The 17,126-nt window shown below is 43.1% G+C and carries 24 protein-coding genes and 2 pseudogenes; 13 read left to right on the top strand and 13 right to left on the bottom strand.

Features of this window, described 5'->3' with window-relative positions:
- The first annotated feature begins 78 nt into the window (after positions 1-78).
- From CAG64_RS14695 to CAG64_RS14650, 11 genes and pseudogenes are all read left to right on the top strand, one after another.
- Entirely contained in the window at positions 79-864 is a 786-nt protein-coding gene (locus tag CAG64_RS14695) for a hypothetical protein (protein ID WP_161489329.1), read from the top strand.
- Between the two features lie 596 nt (positions 865-1,460).
- Positions 1,461-1,702 (top strand): annotated as a pseudogene (locus CAG64_RS23875) (tetratricopeptide repeat protein); the annotation flags it as partial.
- A 187-nt stretch (positions 1,703-1,889) separates the two neighbouring features.
- Complete coding sequence (locus CAG64_RS14690) at positions 1,890-2,441, top strand: dihydrofolate reductase family protein (protein ID WP_161448128.1); 552 nt, start codon at positions 1,890-1,892, stop codon at positions 2,439-2,441.
- Positions 2,442-2,639: 198 nt separating this feature from the next.
- Entirely contained in the window at positions 2,640-2,984 is a 345-nt protein-coding gene (locus CAG64_RS14685) for a VOC family protein (RefSeq protein ID WP_161448126.1), read from the top strand.
- A 362-nt stretch (positions 2,985-3,346) separates the two neighbouring features.
- Entirely contained in the window at positions 3,347-3,799 is a 453-nt protein-coding gene (locus CAG64_RS14680; protein ID WP_161448124.1) for an NUDIX hydrolase, read from the top strand.
- A 118-nt stretch (positions 3,800-3,917) separates the two neighbouring features.
- On the top strand, positions 3,918-4,313 hold the full coding sequence (locus CAG64_RS14675) for a GFA family protein (RefSeq protein WP_021705426.1): 396 nt from the start codon (positions 3,918-3,920) through the stop codon (positions 4,311-4,313).
- 49 nt (positions 4,314-4,362) lie between these two features.
- The gene (locus tag CAG64_RS14670) at positions 4,363-4,776 is read left to right on the top strand and encodes a GFA family protein (protein WP_021705425.1); all 414 of its coding nucleotides are present in this window, start codon (positions 4,363-4,365) and stop codon (positions 4,774-4,776) included.
- Positions 4,777-4,974: 198 nt separating this feature from the next.
- Positions 4,975-5,490 carry a hypothetical protein gene (locus CAG64_RS14665; RefSeq protein ID WP_021705424.1) on the top strand — a complete coding sequence of 172 codons (516 nt, stop codon included), beginning with the start codon at positions 4,975-4,977 and terminating at the stop codon, positions 5,488-5,490.
- A gap of 147 nt (positions 5,491-5,637) precedes the next feature.
- Positions 5,638-5,916 carry a DUF4242 domain-containing protein gene (locus CAG64_RS14660; protein ID WP_021705423.1) on the top strand — a complete coding sequence of 93 codons (279 nt, stop codon included), beginning with the start codon at positions 5,638-5,640 and terminating at the stop codon, positions 5,914-5,916.
- A gap of 311 nt (positions 5,917-6,227) precedes the next feature.
- Positions 6,228-6,686 carry a hypothetical protein gene (locus CAG64_RS14655; protein WP_161448122.1) on the top strand — a complete coding sequence of 153 codons (459 nt, stop codon included), beginning with the start codon at positions 6,228-6,230 and terminating at the stop codon, positions 6,684-6,686.
- A gap of 16 nt (positions 6,687-6,702) precedes the next feature.
- Positions 6,703-7,041, top strand: coding sequence for a hypothetical protein (locus CAG64_RS14650; RefSeq protein WP_021705421.1), 339 nt, complete (start codon positions 6,703-6,705; stop codon positions 7,039-7,041).
- A gap of 76 nt (positions 7,042-7,117) precedes the next feature.
- Here CAG64_RS14650 and CAG64_RS14645 read toward each other — a convergent pair.
- The 4 genes and pseudogenes from CAG64_RS14645 to CAG64_RS14630 all read right to left on the bottom strand — a co-directional run bounded on the left by CAG64_RS14645 (position 7,118) and on the right by CAG64_RS14630 (position 8,888).
- Positions 7,118-7,617: pseudogene (locus CAG64_RS14645) on the bottom strand (cytochrome b/b6 domain-containing protein).
- On the bottom strand, positions 7,610-7,888 hold the full coding sequence (locus CAG64_RS14640) for a PepSY domain-containing protein (protein ID WP_161448120.1): 279 nt from the start codon (positions 7,886-7,888) through the stop codon (positions 7,610-7,612). The pseudogene CAG64_RS14645 and the gene CAG64_RS14640 overlap by 8 nt, the downstream one beginning before the upstream one ends.
- 129 nt (positions 7,889-8,017) lie before the next feature.
- Positions 8,018-8,440: a VOC family protein gene (locus CAG64_RS14635; protein WP_161448119.1), complete on the bottom strand. Its 423-nt coding sequence runs from the start codon at positions 8,438-8,440 to the stop codon at positions 8,018-8,020.
- Positions 8,441-8,474: 34 nt separating this feature from the next.
- On the bottom strand, positions 8,475-8,888 hold the full coding sequence (locus CAG64_RS14630; protein ID WP_443084056.1) for a lysozyme inhibitor LprI family protein: 414 nt from the start codon (positions 8,886-8,888) through the stop codon (positions 8,475-8,477).
- A 391-nt stretch (positions 8,889-9,279) separates the two neighbouring features.
- On the opposite strand from CAG64_RS14630, the gene CAG64_RS14625 reads away from it, so the two are divergent.
- Positions 9,280-9,510: a PAS factor family protein gene (locus CAG64_RS14625; protein ID WP_021705416.1), complete on the top strand. Its 231-nt coding sequence runs from the start codon at positions 9,280-9,282 to the stop codon at positions 9,508-9,510.
- 110 nt (positions 9,511-9,620) lie between these two features.
- Here the strand turns inward: CAG64_RS14625 and CAG64_RS23655 are convergent, their stop codons facing one another.
- Entirely contained in the window at positions 9,621-9,833 is a 213-nt protein-coding gene (locus CAG64_RS23655; RefSeq protein WP_021705415.1) for a hypothetical protein, read from the bottom strand.
- Positions 9,834-9,962: 129 nt separating this feature from the next.
- Positions 9,963-10,820, bottom strand: coding sequence for an MBL fold metallo-hydrolase (locus tag CAG64_RS14620; protein WP_161457470.1), 858 nt, complete (start codon positions 10,818-10,820; stop codon positions 9,963-9,965).
- 828 nt (positions 10,821-11,648) lie between these two features.
- Between CAG64_RS14620 and CAG64_RS14615 the strand changes: the two genes are divergently transcribed.
- Positions 11,649-11,924 (top strand): hypothetical protein, encoded by a 276-nt coding sequence (locus CAG64_RS14615; protein WP_161457469.1) that lies wholly within the window; start codon positions 11,649-11,651, stop codon positions 11,922-11,924.
- Positions 11,925-12,084: 160 nt separating this feature from the next.
- Here CAG64_RS14615 and CAG64_RS14605 read toward each other — a convergent pair whose 3' ends face one another.
- From CAG64_RS14605 to CAG64_RS14560, 7 genes are all read right to left on the bottom strand, one after another.
- Positions 12,085-12,990 (bottom strand): AbiTii domain-containing protein, encoded by a 906-nt coding sequence (locus tag CAG64_RS14605; protein WP_161457468.1) that lies wholly within the window; start codon positions 12,988-12,990, stop codon positions 12,085-12,087.
- Between the two features lie 671 nt (positions 12,991-13,661).
- On the bottom strand, positions 13,662-14,105 hold the full coding sequence (locus tag CAG64_RS23860; protein WP_237668130.1) for a hypothetical protein: 444 nt from the start codon (positions 14,103-14,105) through the stop codon (positions 13,662-13,664).
- 106 nt (positions 14,106-14,211) lie between these two features.
- Positions 14,212-14,685, bottom strand: coding sequence for an ASCH domain-containing protein (locus CAG64_RS14595; RefSeq protein ID WP_161457348.1), 474 nt, complete (start codon positions 14,683-14,685; stop codon positions 14,212-14,214).
- Between the two features lie 167 nt (positions 14,686-14,852).
- Positions 14,853-15,155 carry a type II toxin-antitoxin system RelE/ParE family toxin gene (locus CAG64_RS14585; protein WP_025548916.1) on the bottom strand — a complete coding sequence of 101 codons (303 nt, stop codon included), beginning with the start codon at positions 15,153-15,155 and terminating at the stop codon, positions 14,853-14,855.
- Complete coding sequence (locus tag CAG64_RS14580) at positions 15,143-15,400, bottom strand: type II toxin-antitoxin system Phd/YefM family antitoxin (protein WP_005448240.1); 258 nt, start codon at positions 15,398-15,400, stop codon at positions 15,143-15,145. The genes CAG64_RS14585 and CAG64_RS14580 overlap by 13 nt, the downstream gene beginning before the upstream one ends.
- A gap of 188 nt (positions 15,401-15,588) precedes the next feature.
- Complete coding sequence (locus tag CAG64_RS14570) at positions 15,589-16,059, bottom strand: hypothetical protein (RefSeq protein ID WP_161489095.1); 471 nt, start codon at positions 16,057-16,059, stop codon at positions 15,589-15,591.
- 730 nt (positions 16,060-16,789) lie between these two features.
- Positions 16,790-17,126: restriction endonuclease (locus CAG64_RS14560; protein ID WP_161489328.1), on the bottom strand; the 337-nt coding region annotated here is incomplete at its 5' end.

Genomic DNA, 17,126 nt, shown 5'->3' with positions numbered 1-17,126 from the left:
ATTTATATTCTGGAACAGAACAAGTTCGAATAGTACATATCAACATTCCAGTAAAAATAAAATAGAGAAAATAATTTGATGTTAAAAAGTAGAACCATTGGCCTTATATTAACTTTAACAACATTGGCTATACAAGGCTGTAGTGATGTAGAAGATACTGCCTTAGAAGCGTATAAATGTGCAAAGTCGGCAGATATTTTTAATGACAGAGATATGCAAAAATATGCGCTTCTAGAAATGGAGGAAATAACTAAAGATCATAATATCAATGACACTTCAAGTTTGATGCGAAGCGTCGCCCAAAGAGCACGAGATGAGTACGAACCTTATGGCAGCAGCACTTCTGGACGATATCAAAAAGAACTGTTCACAGATTGGTACAGTTCCAGCTATTGTCAAACCCTAAAGGATAAACACTTTGCTAACCAAGTAAATCAGCAAAAACAACTCGTTCAACCCAAAGTCATTGTTGAGAACGAACTAGAACTAACCGTTCGAGACCGCGAAGGCATTCTCAGACTAGATAAGTTTCTAGAAGACAACAAAGGAAAGGTCGTGAGACTCAGCCTTGCCAGTTGTCCCGAATTGAACCTGAAGTGCGGTCAAACACAAATGACTAGCTCCAGCCTTTCATACAGCACCAATTATGAGAGTTGTGATTACGACTCTGAGCTGGGTGAAGGTATAACATTTTACTTAGGATCAGATGTTGAAAATTCAGTTTCGTCAGAAGATAGGGATTCTAGCCTCTGCAACGTAAACAAGGGCATATCACTTTTGAAGAGCTCTGGCGTTTATAAGGTTCCAGACTCTGCCGGTTGGGGGCAAGGTTGGACGGAGTGGATTCTTTCCGCTGTCCAATAGCTCTTACCGAAACGTAGTGGATTGAGTATAAATCCACCAGCACATTTCATAGGTTTAGGGGTGTAGTTATACAGTAGTATCTAAGATCCTAAACCTATGATTTATAAAGATGTTCGGGATAAGGCATTTTGTACTTTTGAGCGTGCTTAAAATCACAAAATTTTTTGTATAACTACATGTTTTAATTTGTTATTTTCCAAATTCGGCACCAGTTCTACCAACATCGGGCTGTCGCCTTTCTAAGGCCTAAAAAACCTCGATATCTTAAACACTTAAAATTAACCCACCTGTCTTTGTGGTGTAGCTATACGTTAAAGTTGGTTCTAAAGGACGTCCTATAGCCGTCGCGAAAAGGGGAAGAAGTCAGATTCTTCGTTTTTGGCGATACCAGTAACTAAGTCGATAAAAGAGACCGTTGGCCTTTCGATAACTGCTCGCCTTCTTTACCCCTATTATTGTTCACAAAAAATCAGCAAGCCCTTCGACGCTTTAGGGAGAAAGCGCGACAATACGCATTACTGATGCAAACGGAAAAACCACAAGGATCTACGCAGGTAAGAACGACATGTTATGGAAGGAGTTACCGTTAAGTTTTGATCCTTAGCACTTATAGGAGTCTTGGCGCGTAAGAAGAACCACTGAGTTACTTTGAGCAAGTCTTGAATGAATATCCAGATTCAATTAAGTGAAGCCTTTTTATGCGATGTATTTGTATAACACGAGACGGCACAAAGACGCGACATCGTTGTTGCTAGGTCTCTTAGTCTCAACAACTAACAACGATACAATCAAAAAGTATCAGAGAGTCATTACGTTGTACGAAGAAAAGTTTGGATAAAACGTAGTCAACGAAAACACGCTTATAAAAAGCGCTCAGCGATTCCACAACACTGTCCAGTTTCTCGTAACAGTTTGACAGGCATTGCATCACGCCTTAACGCGGCGTCAGATCGCAGATGTCGAATTATAGGCTTCCGCTCCGACTACTATATAGTACTGGTACTTCTATAGACAGGGAGGTAGCAATGGCATATGTAATTAGCTCTATTAACACTACAGCGAGTGGATTGTGCCATCATTTGGATAGCGCGGTTGATAATAGTCATCATCATTACGCAATCGACCTGACTTTGTCAGCTGAAGCATTACTTTTCGGTCGGAACACCTTTGATTTGTTTATGCAATTCTGGCCCGGTGCTACAAATGTAAAAGACTTACCTGAAGCCACACAGACGCTAGCAAAAGCATTTAATCAGGTTTCAAAACTCGTTGTGTCAAGCCTACCGGTTGATTTGTCCTGGCGGAACACGCGTCATATACCAGGAGTTAACCTTAACAACGTTGTTCAAGAATTAGAGAAGATACAAGGGACTGTAGTTATTTTTGGCAGCCCCTGCCTTACGTCAAGCTTGTTGAACGAAGGACTTATCAATGAAATTCACATCCTTGCTCAGCCATATATTGGTGTTGAAGGGCCTCGAGCTTTCAGTGGTTTGAAAAGGAGAATCAATTTAAACCTGTTGGTTTCCAGAACGTTAGATTCAGGCTCTGTTCTTATGCGATACAGCGTGATCTAACAAAGCATTTCAAAGTGATTCGCAACGCATGGCGCGTTCGGCTTAAAAGAGTTCCTATAATTCTAGGTAGAAGCATTCCACTTTTCGGTAACGTAGAAAAAGCTGCTCAGCTGCGAGAAGCTTCAGAAATGTTGTTCACTACTTAACGCTGCGTTAGGTGTTTTAAAGAACCCAACAGAAATATAGAAAGGAGTAAATATGAAAGTACACTACCTCGAAATCGTATCTCCAGACGTTGAGTCTGTCTGTAAAGCATACGAGCTTGCTCAAAATATTAGCTTCAGTGGACCAGATGAAATGCTAGGTGGCGCGAAAACAAGCATACTCTCAGATGGCAGTATTGTTGGTGTTCGTGCACCACTGAGGGAGAACGAAACGCCGGTTGTCCGCCCATATTGGCTTGTCGACAACATTGAAAAAGCAGTGTCCGACATTGAAACTCAAGGTGCTGAAATCGCAGTGCCACCACTAGAAATTCCGGGCAAAGGTAAGTTTGCTATCTATATTCTAGGTTCCATTGAGCATGGTTTTTGGCAAATATAAGCAATATTTGCCTTAGGCAATAAATCTGCAGCTTATGAAGTTTTCAAGAAGGCCAAACCCGCGACATTTTAATTCAGGGTGACATTGTGAATTCTTGGCGCTGCTCAATAATTTATACCTAAACGTCTATGCTCACTCGGCCACCAGCCAAATTCTATAGGTTTAGAGGGATATTTATACAGTAATTGGATCTTTTGTTATTTTGACAGGATTTGCCTAGCCATACCCCTTCAAAACCATCTCTTAAATGACTGGTTTTTTGTACTAAGGGAGAGCAGAGAGGCTTGCTTGAGTGAATATGGTTTTCTTTAGATACAATACTGTCCAGATTATTAAACAATCCATTCGTACAGGTACCGACCATGATCCCAATTAAGACCTCCGTTGTCTCAGGCGTAGCATTATCCGAAGTGGATGGTGTCACGCAGATGCTACTGATGAAAAGAGTTAAAGGTGACTATTGGTGTCACGTCGCAGGCTCAATTGAAGAAGGCGAGACCGGATGGCAAGCGATTGTCCGCGAGTTTCGGGAAGAAACCCAGATAAACGTATCGTCCCTTTACAACGCTCAATACATCGAACAGTTCTATGAATCGGATGCCAATGTAATCGAGCTTATTCCTGTTTTTGTCGTGTTATGTGAAGCGAACCAAGCCGTTAAGCTCAATGATGAACACACAGAGTTCAGGTGGTGTACGTTAGCAGAAGCGAAAGCACTAGCTCCATTTCCAAGTCAACATCAGGTGTTTGAACATATTTGGGCTTACTTTGTGCATCAGCCCGTCAGTGAACTCTACCGCATCCCTCTCGACTGACAAGCGCATTTCCTCGTCATGACTCACTGTTGATTTATACAGTAATTAGTTCTAGTATTTGTAGCAACGACGCAGATCAATCCGCGCTTAATATGATTTCAAGGCTGGGAGAATTAAAATGATAAAAGGAAGTTGCTGCTGTGGCGCTGTTCAATTTGAGCTGAGCGATACCCCAACGATGATGGGAACATGCCATTGCACACGATGTCGGAAAGTTGGTGCAAGCACCTTGGTGTTTGTAAAGTCAGAATCCTTTCACATCACGCGGGGTCTGGACAAGATTACAACCTACAAGGCCGAACCGCCCTATCAGTACGATCGATGTTTTTGTTCAGTGTGCGGGTCCGCTCTGGGTGAAGTACTATCGACAAGTGACTCATTCCCGATTGTGGCCAACTGCATTGATGATGAGATTGCGCTTGAGAACTCGTTCCACGAGTTTGTAGCTGAAAAGCCAAGTTGGTTAACAATCGGCGATTCAGCGAAGCAGTTTTGCCAACACCCAGAGTTCTAACGGTAATAACCTCGTGGCTTCAGCGGCGCCATAAGCAGAGGGTATCGACATGAAAGTCACAGGCAAATGTTTGTGTGAACAGGTGCGTTATCAGATCAATGGCCCGTTACACAATGCCAGTCATTGCCATTGTTCGATGTGCCGACGCCAACACGGTTCAGCCTTCGCGACATACGCGAGTGTCACACCCAGTAATTTTACCTGGTTAAGCGGGAGTGAACTGGTAGAGTGCTATGAAACAGCCAATGGTGGCGGGTGGTGTTTCTGTCGAGTGTGTGGCGCCACTTTAGCTGGCATGGACAATGGCCAGATCACCAGCATCACTCTGGGTACCGTTGAAGGCGATCCTGGGATCACCCCTCAGTATCATATTTTTGTCGACTCGAAAGCGAGTTGGTACACAATCAGTGATAAGCTTGTTCAATACAGTCAACGCAAGCCAGACACTCCTTCAGACCACTGAATGTTAAGGGTTTGACAACCCAGCGCCAACAAACGACGATGGATATATGGAAACAAATCTTACTCAGCCAACCGTTCGAATTATCATCATTCCGTAGGAATGGTGGGAGTTCTGACGCGCGGTAAAGTTCGCAAACCCACCTAAAGAGGTGGGTTTGTTGTTTCTGCCTCTGGGTATACGAGATCAAAAGGAGGTAATATGAAGAGAATTGCAGTTTTCGGAAAACCAGGGAGTGGAAAATCGACGTTGAGCAAAGCGCTCGCACACTCAACCGGCATTCCATTGCACCAGTTGGACTCCATCGTCTATCAGAAAAATGGGGAGCAGATCGATCGACAAACGTTCGACCAAGTCCACGACGCCATACTCACATCTGACTACTGGATCATTGATGGCTTCGGACCCTTGGCATCCTTTCATCAACGGCTGGAGTCTGCAGATACGCTGGTTTACATTGATCTGCCCTATCTAACCAGTTACTGGCTGGTCACAAAGCGACTACTGAAAGGGCTATTCGTCAAACCCGAAGGTTGGCCAGAGGGAAGTTCTGTCGTGAAAGGCACATGGCAAAGTTACAAAACACTGAAGCGTTGCCCGGCATTCTGGAATCATGAATTTATGTTCAACCTCGAGAAATTGTCAGTCGACAAGTCCTTGCATGTGATCCGGTCCGTGTCTGAACTAAAGCAATTTATAAAGCGGCACACAGCATAACCGCCGCAATCATCAAACGCCGTCATAATGTGCCGCGTTCCTCATTCTTCATCGCCGCTGTCTCATTTTCGCTACCCGTGAATCCAACCTTACAGCAGTCAACCAAGACTTTTGAACTAAACTTTACGTGAACCTAAGGAGGCCGTTATGCCTAAATTCGTGATTGAAAGAGAAGTTGAAGGAGCGGGAGATCTCTCAGCCGAAGAACTGAAAGGTATTTCGCAAAAATCATGCAGTGTACTCGAAACGTTAGGGCCGAAGATTCAGTGGCTGGAAACCTTCGTCACGCCCAATAAGATTTACTGCATTTTCATTTCTGAAGATGAATCTCTGATTCGAAAACACGCAGAAATGGGTGAGTTCCCGGTAAATCAGGTCAACGAAGTCAAGTCCGTAATAGACCCTACCGCAGCAGAATCCGCTTAATACCCGCAATAGGTAGTACAGGTACCGTTCAAGGTGATGCAACGCATCGAGGTAAAGCGTTTGCTATCACCTTGCCTGCTCCGCCCCTGACCCGTTAGTCACACCCTGCCAAAATATAGGAAAATATCAAGATAAGCCTCTGATTAAAATCAATAAAATGACTTCAATGTCAAATAAGTCCAACTGATATTCTGATTTATATACGCTCAAATCGTTGAACACTGCCAATACCCTGCTAAATTCTAAGGGTATTAAGTTGGTAATCAAGTTGTGTATGGCTACCACACCGGATAGTCACAAAGGAGCGTGATATGTCCAAAGAACTCATACTTATGTTGCATCCGATGTTCGGGATTCTCGCACTGATTGCTGCGGTGTGGGTTTTCGTCGATACATTGAACTCTTCAGATGCAAGCTCATCGCGAATCAAAACGTCAAGTTCACTGGTCGCGGTATTCATGTGGCTAGCCTATGTCGCGGGTGGATATTGGTATGTGGTTCACTACGGCGGTGACAAAGCACTGATCAAAGCAGGCCCCTGGCCGTTTGCGCACTCCTTTGTCATGGAAACCAAAGAGCATCTGTTTCTGATGTTGTTATTGCTCTCTACCTTTCTGCCTATGATGTCGCTTTGTGACACGTCCAGCCACTCGTCTAAAAGGAAGTTAACCCTTTGGACATCGGCTCTCATCATCATCCTCACGCTGGCGATGGAAGGCTCGGGCGCGGTGATCACCATGGGTGTCAAAGCCGCCTTACTCGCCACCTAACAGAAGGATCGCAATCATGTCTGACGAACACGCAAATCAAGAAAAAACATCGAAAGCCGATCACGTCGGTGCGTTTTCCGCTGCATTCGGTCTTTCCTACGCGTTAACCAGCGTATTTAGTGCGCTGCTTGTGGTGATTAAGGAAAGCAGCGAGAGTGTGCATCATGTTCTGGCTGTCATCACAGGTCACCATTGGGTGACACACGGCTTATTGGACATCCTGCTTTTTGTGGGGCTTGGCTTATGGCTCTACCGCTCTCGCGGTGATCAACATATGGCTGTAGATGCCCTGATCGCCATTATCGTCGGGTCGACTCTGGTCAGTACGCTGATCATTGCTGGCTATTTCATCTGAGTCAGCCGTTTGGCCGATACTCCGTCCAAGCATTGATTTCAGTTGGGCTCAGTAGAGGAGTCAATGTTGTCTGTGATCAAGGTAACATTGACCTTAGGTACGCTTTTCTGGTCAGCTTGGTCATGAGAATGACAGCAGCCACATGAATGGCAACAGCAACCATCGTCAGATTCGCTAAGGTTTCATGTACCTCTTCTAACCAGTCAGAGCCCCAAAATAGTCCGTTTCCATCCCCCACCCCGAGCTATCGGTCGCGATCAGCAAGCTCCACAATACCCAGACCATGATGGCGCCAGCGGGATTATGTCCATTATGTTTGTCTTGACGAAACAGATACACATCCATCAAATGACGGACAGCCTTTGCTGGATTGGGAGCAAAGTGGCTTAAACGCGCCGGCGATGCCGTGAGCATCCCCCATATCAAACGGACGATCACACTGATCAAGATGAGATAACCCGCCCATTCGTGCCACTGACCGCCCTCTTCAAGAACAAAGAAATTCGCCATAAAAAGTATTGCAGAAGTCCAATGGGTCGCTTTCACGACCCAATCCCATTTAAACGACTCAGTCATCCATCTCGACCTTTACTTTGTTCATATTGGTCGGGTCGAAATAAATCTCTATCCGCTTGTCTTTGGCAGTGTAACCATACAACTCGTAGCAACCCGTACCGGTCTTCTTAAACTCTTTAATTCGGTACCCCATTTCTTCTACTTTCGATTTAGCATCTTCGATGGAGAGCCACTGTACCTCTGGCTGCGCTGTACAGGTTGGGTCAGCCAACGCTACCGATGAACTGCCAAATAAAATACAGAAAGCCAAGCCAAGAGTGATTCGCTTCATTAGATCGTTCCTTGTCGTTGAATTATTCAACCTGATGCTAATGAACAAAACTTAAGGTTCCCTTAAGACGCCGAAATAATAAAAGAAAGGCCTCCGCATGGAGGCCAACTTAATGTAGATGACTTGATTTTATTGTGTTCTGGCCAAAATAGGATGACTATCGTTTAACTGCAATAAATCCCATAAGTTGCCATACAGATCGCGAAACACGGCGACCGTGCCGTACTCTTGCTGCTGAGGATCGCGAACAAATTCGATACCGTCTGCCACCATGCGATTATAATCGCGCCAGAAGTCATCGGTATTGAGAAACAGAAATACCCGTCCGCCGGACTGGTTACCGATATATGAAAGCTGCTCTGGTTTGGATGCTCTAGCCAGCAACAGCGTCACACCTTGAGAGCCTGGCGGTGACACCACCACCCAACGCTTATCTTGCTCTGGTTGATACGTATCTTCTATCAGCTCAAACTTAAGTTTGTTGATGTAAAAATCTAACGCCTCATCATAGTCCCGAACAACTAGTGCGATATGAACAATTGATTGTTTCATTCTATATATTCCAAGGTCTAAAAAGTTGGCCGCATCACATTTGTGGTTCAGGCAGCTCTGGCGATGTGTTGTCGACATAAGTCAGAAAACTCGCCCAGAGTTCATGGGTACGCAGTTTGGTCAGCTGTGTTTTACACGTCAATACCATGGTTGTTCGAATCGTACCCTCTCGCCATTTGGTGAGGATTGCCTGGCAATGAGCCTCGTAATATTGCTCCCAACTCTGCTGCGCATTTAAGATAGCCTGAGACAACTCTCTGTCATCTTGATTGAGGTCCAAGCTGGTTTTGAGATAACGTTGTAACTCTTTCTGTGCCTGTTCAAGCTCAATCGCTGCACAATGGTTCACCTCATAATTTGTTGCCGCCTTGGCACAGTCGATCTCACCTGAGGTAGCCAATACTGATGTAGTCAGCAATGACGACAGCAACACGGCCCCGTATTTCATCTTCATATTGTTCACAAGTTCCGGTTCTTCATCCCCACACGGTGTCATACTAACAGGCGTGGCGCAACGCTTCCTTCAGTGTCCAACGTCACCAATGATAAATACATTTCGCTCACGAATGCACCTCCGCTGCACTATCATCATTAGCTTTCTCAAAACGCTTCCAAATTTACGCTCTATAGCAATAACGGAAAACCGCCACCAGCGCTCGCCTTACTCATCCAACGTTATTTTCCCAACATACGCAGACAAGAGAGCAAATCTCATCATGCCATGACACTTTGGATAGAAAGCCAAGTATCAAGGTTTTGTTATGTGATTGTTGCTCGCGATCTGCCAATCTAAAACAGATACAATTGATATGCATTAAGTACAATAAAAAGGAAATAACATGAAAACTTTGATTTACGAAACTTTGATTCGCCTGACAAGCCAAGAACCAGAACAGCACGCACAAATCCGACAAAATCTTTACGAGCAGTTGGATTTGCCTTTCGATAAACAATTGGCCTTATACGCCTGTGCTCTCGGACCGGCAAGTTCGGGTAAGCTGGAAAGTAGCCAAAGTATTAACAATGCCGTGGATAGTGCGATTAAACTGTTGGAAACTCCTGAATATTGATTCGCTTGCTATCACTGACACGGCCCACTACTTTTAACGGGCCGTTTTTGATCTGCACGCAATCTGCCGCATCGCACTAAAATAGTATCCAGCATCGATAAGTGCAGGTGCTAATGGGTTAAATGTCGAATCACATCCCCTTCGATGGCTTTCAAGATGGATAAACCTGCGGTTGACTCACTATTAATGGCAACCCAACCATCCGTCCCCATAAACTCAACACTAGAATAGTGAATAGTAACCTCATCATTGTGACCAGAAAGGACACCAGCCAACTTGAAGATACCGATGTGTGTGGTTATTCGAGTGATTGTAAACTCCATCTATGTTCCCTCTGCTCTTCGGTATTACGATACAGCTTCCAAGTTTCATGATATTCAAAAACTGGGTTCCAACAATTTAGCGGATAGATATCGGGTATACCTTAGCCAGCGTTTGGTTTTGTCGACTTGTTAATTTTCTGAAGCGATCATATCAGATGCCTCATTCAGTTTTTCCGTTGCGAGCTTGACTTGCTGCTGTATAAACCGAAAAAAACTGTCTTCATCAATAAACGGGTTCAATGCGCTGGTCGTAGTTTTCCTGTCTCGATTGGCAAACAAGTTATTTTTGTGCGGATGATTTGCCAGATTAACTACGACTGACGGCTCTTCAGCGGCCAACTTCCTGATTCGGGCCATACTCGCAAAAAACGTCTTCATGAGGTGAGGATCTTGAAAATTGACTCCATGACCACCCACGACAAACGCACGATACAATTGGCCATTATCTTTCACCATGAAGTCTATGGACAAATCGCCCTCTGTATGGCCTGGCGTAATATAGACGGTAAACTGGGTATCTCCGAGCACAATACTGGATCGGTCTTGGGCAAACCATTGTACATCAGGGGGCAGGAACTTGTGCTCGCCGCGACTTTTATCAGCTTGCTCTATAGCTAACTTACGTGCTTTTTTAGTCATAATCACACTGGCGCCATATAGAGACTGGAGATACTCCGCGCCTCCTACATGATCGGAGTGCCCGTGAGTGACTAAGATATGAGTGACTGGCTTTCCCTCTAACCCCAGTTTTTTGAGGTTGATGGGTATCCACTTGCTGTATGGAAAATCGAGCGAGTCTATAATGACCAAGCCAGATGATGTCTCTACAACATACGACGAAACCCACCGATCGCCAACATAGTACACATTGTCAAACATTTTGAAAGGCTCAACATATCCATTTTCATCATTCATTTCTGGAGCCTTTACGCCCGCCAATGCTTTAATCGAAATGATAAAAACAACAGCAACGATAAGCTTTTTCATGTAATTTCCCTAACTATTCAGGCGTCGTTCATTCAATACCAGCAAACCCAAACCAATGAGCTGTGATTACAACATCTGACGAAAATATCAAGTTCTATAACTCTCTCTTGAATATGTTGGCATGTTGACGTTTAGGTCGCGCTGCCAAAATGTATTTTCCATCAGCTCTAGTGAATACAGCCAACAGGGGAGACACACAAATAAAAATGCAGCCAGCAATATAATCAATACTCTCATCTATGTGTTCCTTCTGGTTTGTTAAACCTAGTAAACTCAGACCTGTACTCATACAGACACTGAAAGTTTAGTGAACGAAAGTATGAACATATGCATCGAAAGTTACATTTATTAGTTATTCAAAAAAGGACATATAACGCGTATTAAGAGGTGAGCAACGCTGTCACTGAACCTCAACGATTGTGCCGTAAACACAAAAGCCAACGCAAAAATGCCAGGCGTTGGGGATCTATCTTAAACGCGTTGTTATGTACGTTTTACCAGAAACGCCACCAAGGTTTCCCCTCAACGTCATACGCAACAACAGGTACAAAAAATATCTTCAGATTTGAATCGAAACTGCATGTTAATCCATTAGCACATAACGCTGCGTTAAGGGGTAACAACGCTACAGCACCCAACTTAAATCCCTGTTCCATAAACAAAAAACTAAACTTTGGACCAAAACCACCAAGCATTAAGAACCCCTCTTAAACGCTTAAACCAACGCATAGTGAAAATGCCACGCGTTGCGAATCCCTCTTAAATGCTTTGTTAAATGCACTTTGTTGATTATTATACTTGTTCAACTAATACACAACGGATCTCAAAATGGAATTTGAAACTTTAGCAAAGATACTATGCAGAGAACTCACGTTAGAGTCAAAGTCAGGCCATATTTTCAACTGGACTTATCGCGGTGATAACAAAATTGTGATTAAGCCAGAAGGTTTCGACACCAATGCGCTTACATTACGCAAAACAACATCAGATCTAGTCATCGAAGTAACAAACGCTGGAACCAATAGCTACCCATACAAGGAAACTAGTATTACAAAAGCCACTGCCCTAGGTCTTAAGGCGTTATCCGATAAACTCAAGAAGTAGCACTGAGGCTGTGCCTTATATAGCAGCCCGTGCATTTAACGCCCTATTAAGGTGTGAGCAACGCAATACCGGAGCCGCCGCATGCTACCTTAACCACTAAAACCAACGCACAGTAAAAATGCCATGCGTTGCGAATCACTCTTAAACAGTTTGTTATGCATTAAAATCCGTAGAACTTACCAATAGCCGTAGCAAGCAAATTACCAGCGGCGCCGACTTTTATGTCCCAAATAGTAGATGCTGCTTTACTAACCATGCTCCCCATCCAATTGGAAACTTCTGAACCAAAATTTCCTGATTGCAACTCGGGACAGTCTTTATCTTTCTCTATAGCAACTTGGAGTTCTGAAATATCGTCATCACTAACTTTATTTTGTTTCAGCACATCTATTAATGATTGCATATCGTTTTTAATTACATTGTTGCTTATATTTTGAGTATTTGAATCGCCAACAACTATAGTGGCATTGTCACCAAATACAGTATTGTTAAATAAATCTGTCACACCGACCTCTTTTGCTCTAGTTTTCATTTCATCGGAATTCATCTCTGCAGGAAAGCGTTCTGAAAGTTCAAGAACAAAGTCCAACAACCTTGAACTCACTTCGGTTAAAATTTGAGTCATTTCACCTGAAGAATGAACACCCCAAGCACTCTCAACTTGAAACCCATTACTTAAGCCTTTAGATAAAAGTGGATAAAATTCAGGGGCAATAGCTATTTGAAGGTTTTCTTGTTGAGAATACTTTTCGATAACAGCTATGCTATCAGTTAAGTATCTTATCTCGAGTTTTTCCCTGATTTTTTTATCCAAATGCATTACCGGTAATACTTGGTTGGAATGACGATATGCCATGTTGCTGGCACTCCCCATCACAGTAATATGAATCACTCTGTATAGTGGTAGAGATTCAATCGATGAATAACCTTTAAGCTCACCATCGACCCACTCCAACAGATTTTTTTCACCTAGCTTATGTAATAACACTTTAGTTTTTAGCAAAGCAGTTTTTAAGTTACTTTTATCAGAGCTAAGTATTTCTATAATTTCGTCTATTAGTTTCATTTACCACCCTAATTAAATTAATGCATAACGCCGCGTTAAGGGGCGCAGGCACGCACTACAAACGTGACCGCATAACACCTTAACCACTAAACCCGACGCAAATTGAAAATGCCACGCGTGCTGAATCACTCTTAAATTGTTTGTTATATTTCAAGTACGTTAGAGTCAATAGACAACCTCGAGTTATCAGAAATATCCTCAACAAACTCAGCCCAAGTACCTCTCTCGACTCTGCGACTGCAATAATGCGAAGTAGCCCTAATGAAGCCATAGAGACGTCGTACAAATCTTGGATAAACTCTTCTATAGTAGCTTCGTTGTTGTCACCGTAGGACAAAAATATAGAGTCACGATAGTTCGCTTTACCACGGTATCTAAATGCCTGAATAAGGAAGTTAACTTGCCCTTTATCTAGTGCACGATCGCGAACCTCGCAAGCAGCTTTCGTGCGAAAATTGTCAACACCGAGAGCTTTGAAATCACGAGAAGTTTTTACTCTCTCTTTTATTTCCCACTTTTTATAGCCATGAGTGCCCTTTAGATAGGAAACCAGTGCACCATGAGCAGTTTCATTGTCATAAGCTCTGTCATTCAGATCGAAACGGTTAGCACCTCTATATGAAGCAATCTCAGCATCAGCAGTTTTTGAAACTAAGCTAGTTAAAAAGAGGTTAAATGGATAAGGGATAAGGGATAAGTGCTTTCTCCGCGATATCTGACTGCCAAACTTTTACTGTGGCTGTATGCCTCTCTTGAATAGAACCAGAAGATGCTGCAACCATCGCGCTAGCGGAAAAATAGACGCTGTAATACCAAGAAATGATGGCTGAACGGCATATGTCATATTTATCTTCGACATCTTCATTCATGCTTTTCAGAGATGACAGATTATGTAAAGCCATCATTGTGTTCTCAAACACAAGCGTATCAGCTTCACGATTGACAGGTCTACGTTGTACCCGAGCATATAAATCATTTAATTCGTCATAGGAACAAGCGCCATAATTAACGACTTCGGCAAGAGCCCTCATCCAGTTTACAGTCCCCTGAAACGCAAAGCGGGGCTCTGCCTGATCACCGGCTTCGAATAGCCTATCTAATAGCCACTTACTCATGATAAACCTCCTGAAATATAACGCCGCATTAAGGTGTGAGCGACGCTTGGCCATACTTGAGCGAAGCGAAACTGCCAAGCGTTGCGAATCACTCTTAAATGCTTTGTTATATTTTTTGTGGGTACACTCGCTTGAAGCTCTCCAAGACTAACAACATATCTTCTGACGGACTGATATTGAGTTCTTCGCACTCTTTTGAAAAGAAATCCCAATGCGCTTTTTTCCACCAACCTAAAGTTTTGTCGCCCTCACCTTCTGACGCAGCAAATTCCGCTGTTACCTCGTTATATTTGCACTTTGTAACCGATGTTACTTCGACAATACAAACAGGTTCACCACTCCAATTCGTCACGACCATTAGATGCCCGACTTCTGGCATTATTTCACCTTGCTCGCTGTACCAGGTATCGAGACTACACGTAGCGGTCTTCTCGCCTTTCAATATAAGCTCAGCACATACATTTGCGTTGTATTCGTCAGCACAGAAGTAATCTGCACTAAACGAGGTGTATTTTGATGCCATTTCTTTAGGTAACGACCTAAGGTTTCGTTCTAAATATGATTTACTTCTTTCATCCATGATTCTAACTCTGAATTCGATTAAAAATATAACGCCCTGTTAAGGTGTGAGCAACGCAATACTGAAGCTCCCGCATACCACCTTAAACACTAAAACCAACGCATAGTAAAAATGCCACGCGTTGCGAATCATTCTTAAACAGTTTGTTAGCCGCTAATTCCCAAAGGTTACTGCTTACTCAACAGGAACTTACGCAAATCTCTCTCTGCACGCATAACAAACAGAATAAACACTTTGTCACCGTCTTGTTTATAGAAAACACGACATGGATTAACGACAACTTCACGATAACTTAAATGTTCTAGCTCGGGTGGAATACGGCCTGACTCTGGGAAAGTTTGTAGGCGTTCGACTTTGGAGAAGATCGTTTGCACTAACTGCTTTGCAGCTACGATATTTTCAAGAGCGATGTATTCAGCGATATCGTTGAGGTCAGATAACGCTGGTTCAGTCCAGATTATTTCAGCCATTTTGACATTTTGTCCTTGGCTTCATCATGACTTACCACTTTACCGTCAGCTAGTGCACGCTCACCTCGTGCAATACCCTCAAGAATAGCTAAACGATTTTGCATAAACTCGTAGTCATCAACATCAACGAGATACGCGGATGGCTTACCATGCTCAGTAATTAACACTGGCTCTTTGGTGTCGTGGAGATCGGCGAGGATCTTAGTTGCTTGACGTTTGAGTGATGTAACTAGTTCTACTTTCATGAGAGCTGCTCCAAAGGAATACTAAAGTGATACTATTCTATCACTTTGAGTATAGCAAGCTCCATGACAGCTAACGCCCTGTTAAGGGGTGAGCAACGCAATGCCGATGCTGCCGCATACCACCTTAATGACTTAAAGCAACGCATAGCAAAAATGCCACGCGTTGCGAATCCCTCTTGAACAGTTTGTTAAACTTCAACTAGTTTCGAGAAATCACTGACTTTGTACTTGTCGAAACGGCTATGACAATGCTCCGTATATTCTCCCGTTTCTTTGTTCTTACGCTTGCCATTAAACCAGATTGAGCGCTTATCTACGTTTTTGCCCGTTTTATTTTGACTAGACTCTTTTATAAAGTCTTTAGCCGACATAATCCAAAACTGTTCCAAACGCTCAGAATAAAAGACAAAATAATAATTATCACGAAGATCATGAGTAATTGCAGCAAACAAAGCTGCATCTCCCATCGTAACCTCTTTGGAGCGAGCTTTTATTTGTATTTCAATAAATGTTCCATCAGGTTTTCTGATCACCGCATCAATGCCATTATCGTCAATTAAAGGCATATATACATCAATACCCTCTTTAAGCATTAATCCGGCAATCCAATACTCCATCCTCTTACCAAATCCAGCAGAATGTCGAAATGAGATAGCCATACATACTCCAATTGAAATTTAACGCCGTGTTAAGGGGTGAGACAACGCTACCGCCAAAGCGGATATGACCGCCTTAATCACTTAAACCGATTTGAAGTGAAAGCGCCACACGTTGACGAATCCCTCTTAAACACTTTGTTATGTTTTACCACAACTGACTCGCTTACTTGGCAAAGAACTGAATTGTATAAAGAACTGTTTAACTTGCGTCACACGACGTTGTGGAATTAACCGACAAAAGCGATAAACATAAAGCACGTTATTCCCAGGAATTTGATTGAGGCAACTTTGATGATTTTCAGCGAATGACGGCATTCCTTTCAAAACAGCGAAAAACAAAACTCAAATTGCCGAAAGCCCCGCTGCCGATGTGCTTATTGGGAAATAGAACCAAAGCGACTTTGATCCAGACCAATTATCAATACGCGAACGCGACTTCAAATTGAAGCAACCCACGAACTTTGAAGCGTGACTATGTTTGAGGGATTCATGAACTTTGGACAGACAATATTGAATTGCTGAGATAACTCGAACGAATTGCCAAAGAGGCCAAAGAAATAAGCGCCAAGAAACCTTTTATTTCTTCTAAATCAAAGTGAAACATAACGCCCTGTTAAGGTGTGAACAACGCAATACCAATGCCGCCGCATACCACCTTAATCACTTAAACCAACGCATGGTGAAAATGCCACACGTTGCGAATCACTCTTGAACAGTTTGTTATACGAATTTACACCTTGAACACCATTTCTGGTGCATACTTTAAAACAAACCTAGCCACGTCTTCGCCAGCCATAAGATCAATTTGTTTATCCATTTTTTCATTTAAGGTTTGGATTGCCGAGTCTAAAGTCTCAGTAGTAGATGCTGTTGTTATAATTAGCCCTGCATTTGCTCCGTAAACGTTTATAGCATTTTCGATTTGAGACACGGCTTCAAGCGAATGATGGTTACCTTCAAAAGACTTAACCTGAACAACTACTTTATTCTCAATGTTTAAGTTTTTAAACGTAACAATTAGGTCTGCACCATTATCAGAGCGCCAACCTGAACCATTTTCTTTTACG

The sequence above is a fragment of the Vibrio sp. V38_P2S17PM301 genome (assembly GCF_009904845.1).
GTDB classification, from domain to species: domain Bacteria; phylum Pseudomonadota; class Gammaproteobacteria; order Enterobacterales; family Vibrionaceae; genus Vibrio; species Vibrio proteolyticus.
Note: the sequence above shows the minus strand (reverse complement) of the source record. Positions and strands in the feature narration are given on the sequence as shown.

Excerpts from the sequence above, each read along its gene's own strand:
- CAG64_RS14695 (WP_161489329.1), top strand. The coding sequence starts at position 79 with ATGTTAAAAAGTAGAACCATTGGCCTTATATTAACTTTAACAACATTG.
- CAG64_RS14690 (WP_161448128.1), top strand. The coding sequence starts at position 1,890 with ATGGCATATGTAATTAGCTCTATTAACACTACAGCGAGTGGATTGTGC.
- CAG64_RS14585 (WP_025548916.1), bottom strand. The coding sequence starts at position 15,155 with ATGGCTGAAATAATCTGGACTGAACCAGCGTTATCTGACCTCAACGAT.
- CAG64_RS14650 (WP_021705421.1), top strand. The coding sequence starts at position 6,703 with ATGTCTGACGAACACGCAAATCAAGAAAAAACATCGAAAGCCGATCAC.
- CAG64_RS14620 (WP_161457470.1), bottom strand. The coding sequence starts at position 10,820 with ATGAAAAAGCTTATCGTTGCTGTTGTTTTTATCATTTCGATTAAAGCA.
- CAG64_RS14680 (WP_161448124.1), top strand. The coding sequence starts at position 3,347 with ATGATCCCAATTAAGACCTCCGTTGTCTCAGGCGTAGCATTATCCGAA.
- CAG64_RS14660 (WP_021705423.1), top strand. The coding sequence starts at position 5,638 with ATGCCTAAATTCGTGATTGAAAGAGAAGTTGAAGGAGCGGGAGATCTC.
- CAG64_RS14635 (WP_161448119.1), bottom strand. The coding sequence starts at position 8,440 with ATGAAACAATCAATTGTTCATATCGCACTAGTTGTTCGGGACTATGAT.
- CAG64_RS14625 (WP_021705416.1), top strand. The coding sequence starts at position 9,280 with ATGAAAACTTTGATTTACGAAACTTTGATTCGCCTGACAAGCCAAGAA.
- CAG64_RS14655 (WP_161448122.1), top strand. The coding sequence starts at position 6,228 with ATGTCCAAAGAACTCATACTTATGTTGCATCCGATGTTCGGGATTCTC.
- CAG64_RS23655 (WP_021705415.1), bottom strand. The coding sequence starts at position 9,833 with ATGGAGTTTACAATCACTCGAATAACCACACACATCGGTATCTTCAAG.
- CAG64_RS14685 (WP_161448126.1), top strand. The coding sequence starts at position 2,640 with ATGAAAGTACACTACCTCGAAATCGTATCTCCAGACGTTGAGTCTGTC.
- CAG64_RS14630 (WP_443084056.1), bottom strand. The coding sequence starts at position 8,888 with ATGAAATACGGGGCCGTGTTGCTGTCGTCATTGCTGACTACATCAGTA.
- CAG64_RS23860 (WP_237668130.1), bottom strand. The coding sequence starts at position 14,105 with ATGAGTAAGTGGCTATTAGATAGGCTATTCGAAGCCGGTGATCAGGCA.
- CAG64_RS14570 (WP_161489095.1), bottom strand. The coding sequence starts at position 16,059 with ATGGCTATCTCATTTCGACATTCTGCTGGATTTGGTAAGAGGATGGAG.
- CAG64_RS14670 (WP_021705425.1), top strand. The coding sequence starts at position 4,363 with ATGAAAGTCACAGGCAAATGTTTGTGTGAACAGGTGCGTTATCAGATC.
- CAG64_RS14675 (WP_021705426.1), top strand. The coding sequence starts at position 3,918 with ATGATAAAAGGAAGTTGCTGCTGTGGCGCTGTTCAATTTGAGCTGAGC.
- CAG64_RS14615 (WP_161457469.1), top strand. The coding sequence starts at position 11,649 with ATGGAATTTGAAACTTTAGCAAAGATACTATGCAGAGAACTCACGTTA.
- CAG64_RS14640 (WP_161448120.1), bottom strand. The coding sequence starts at position 7,888 with ATGAAGCGAATCACTCTTGGCTTGGCTTTCTGTATTTTATTTGGCAGT.
- CAG64_RS14580 (WP_005448240.1), bottom strand. The coding sequence starts at position 15,400 with ATGAAAGTAGAACTAGTTACATCACTCAAACGTCAAGCAACTAAGATC.
- CAG64_RS14605 (WP_161457468.1), bottom strand. The coding sequence starts at position 12,990 with ATGAAACTAATAGACGAAATTATAGAAATACTTAGCTCTGATAAAAGT.
- CAG64_RS14595 (WP_161457348.1), bottom strand. The coding sequence starts at position 14,685 with ATGGATGAAAGAAGTAAATCATATTTAGAACGAAACCTTAGGTCGTTA.
- CAG64_RS14665 (WP_021705424.1), top strand. The coding sequence starts at position 4,975 with ATGAAGAGAATTGCAGTTTTCGGAAAACCAGGGAGTGGAAAATCGACG.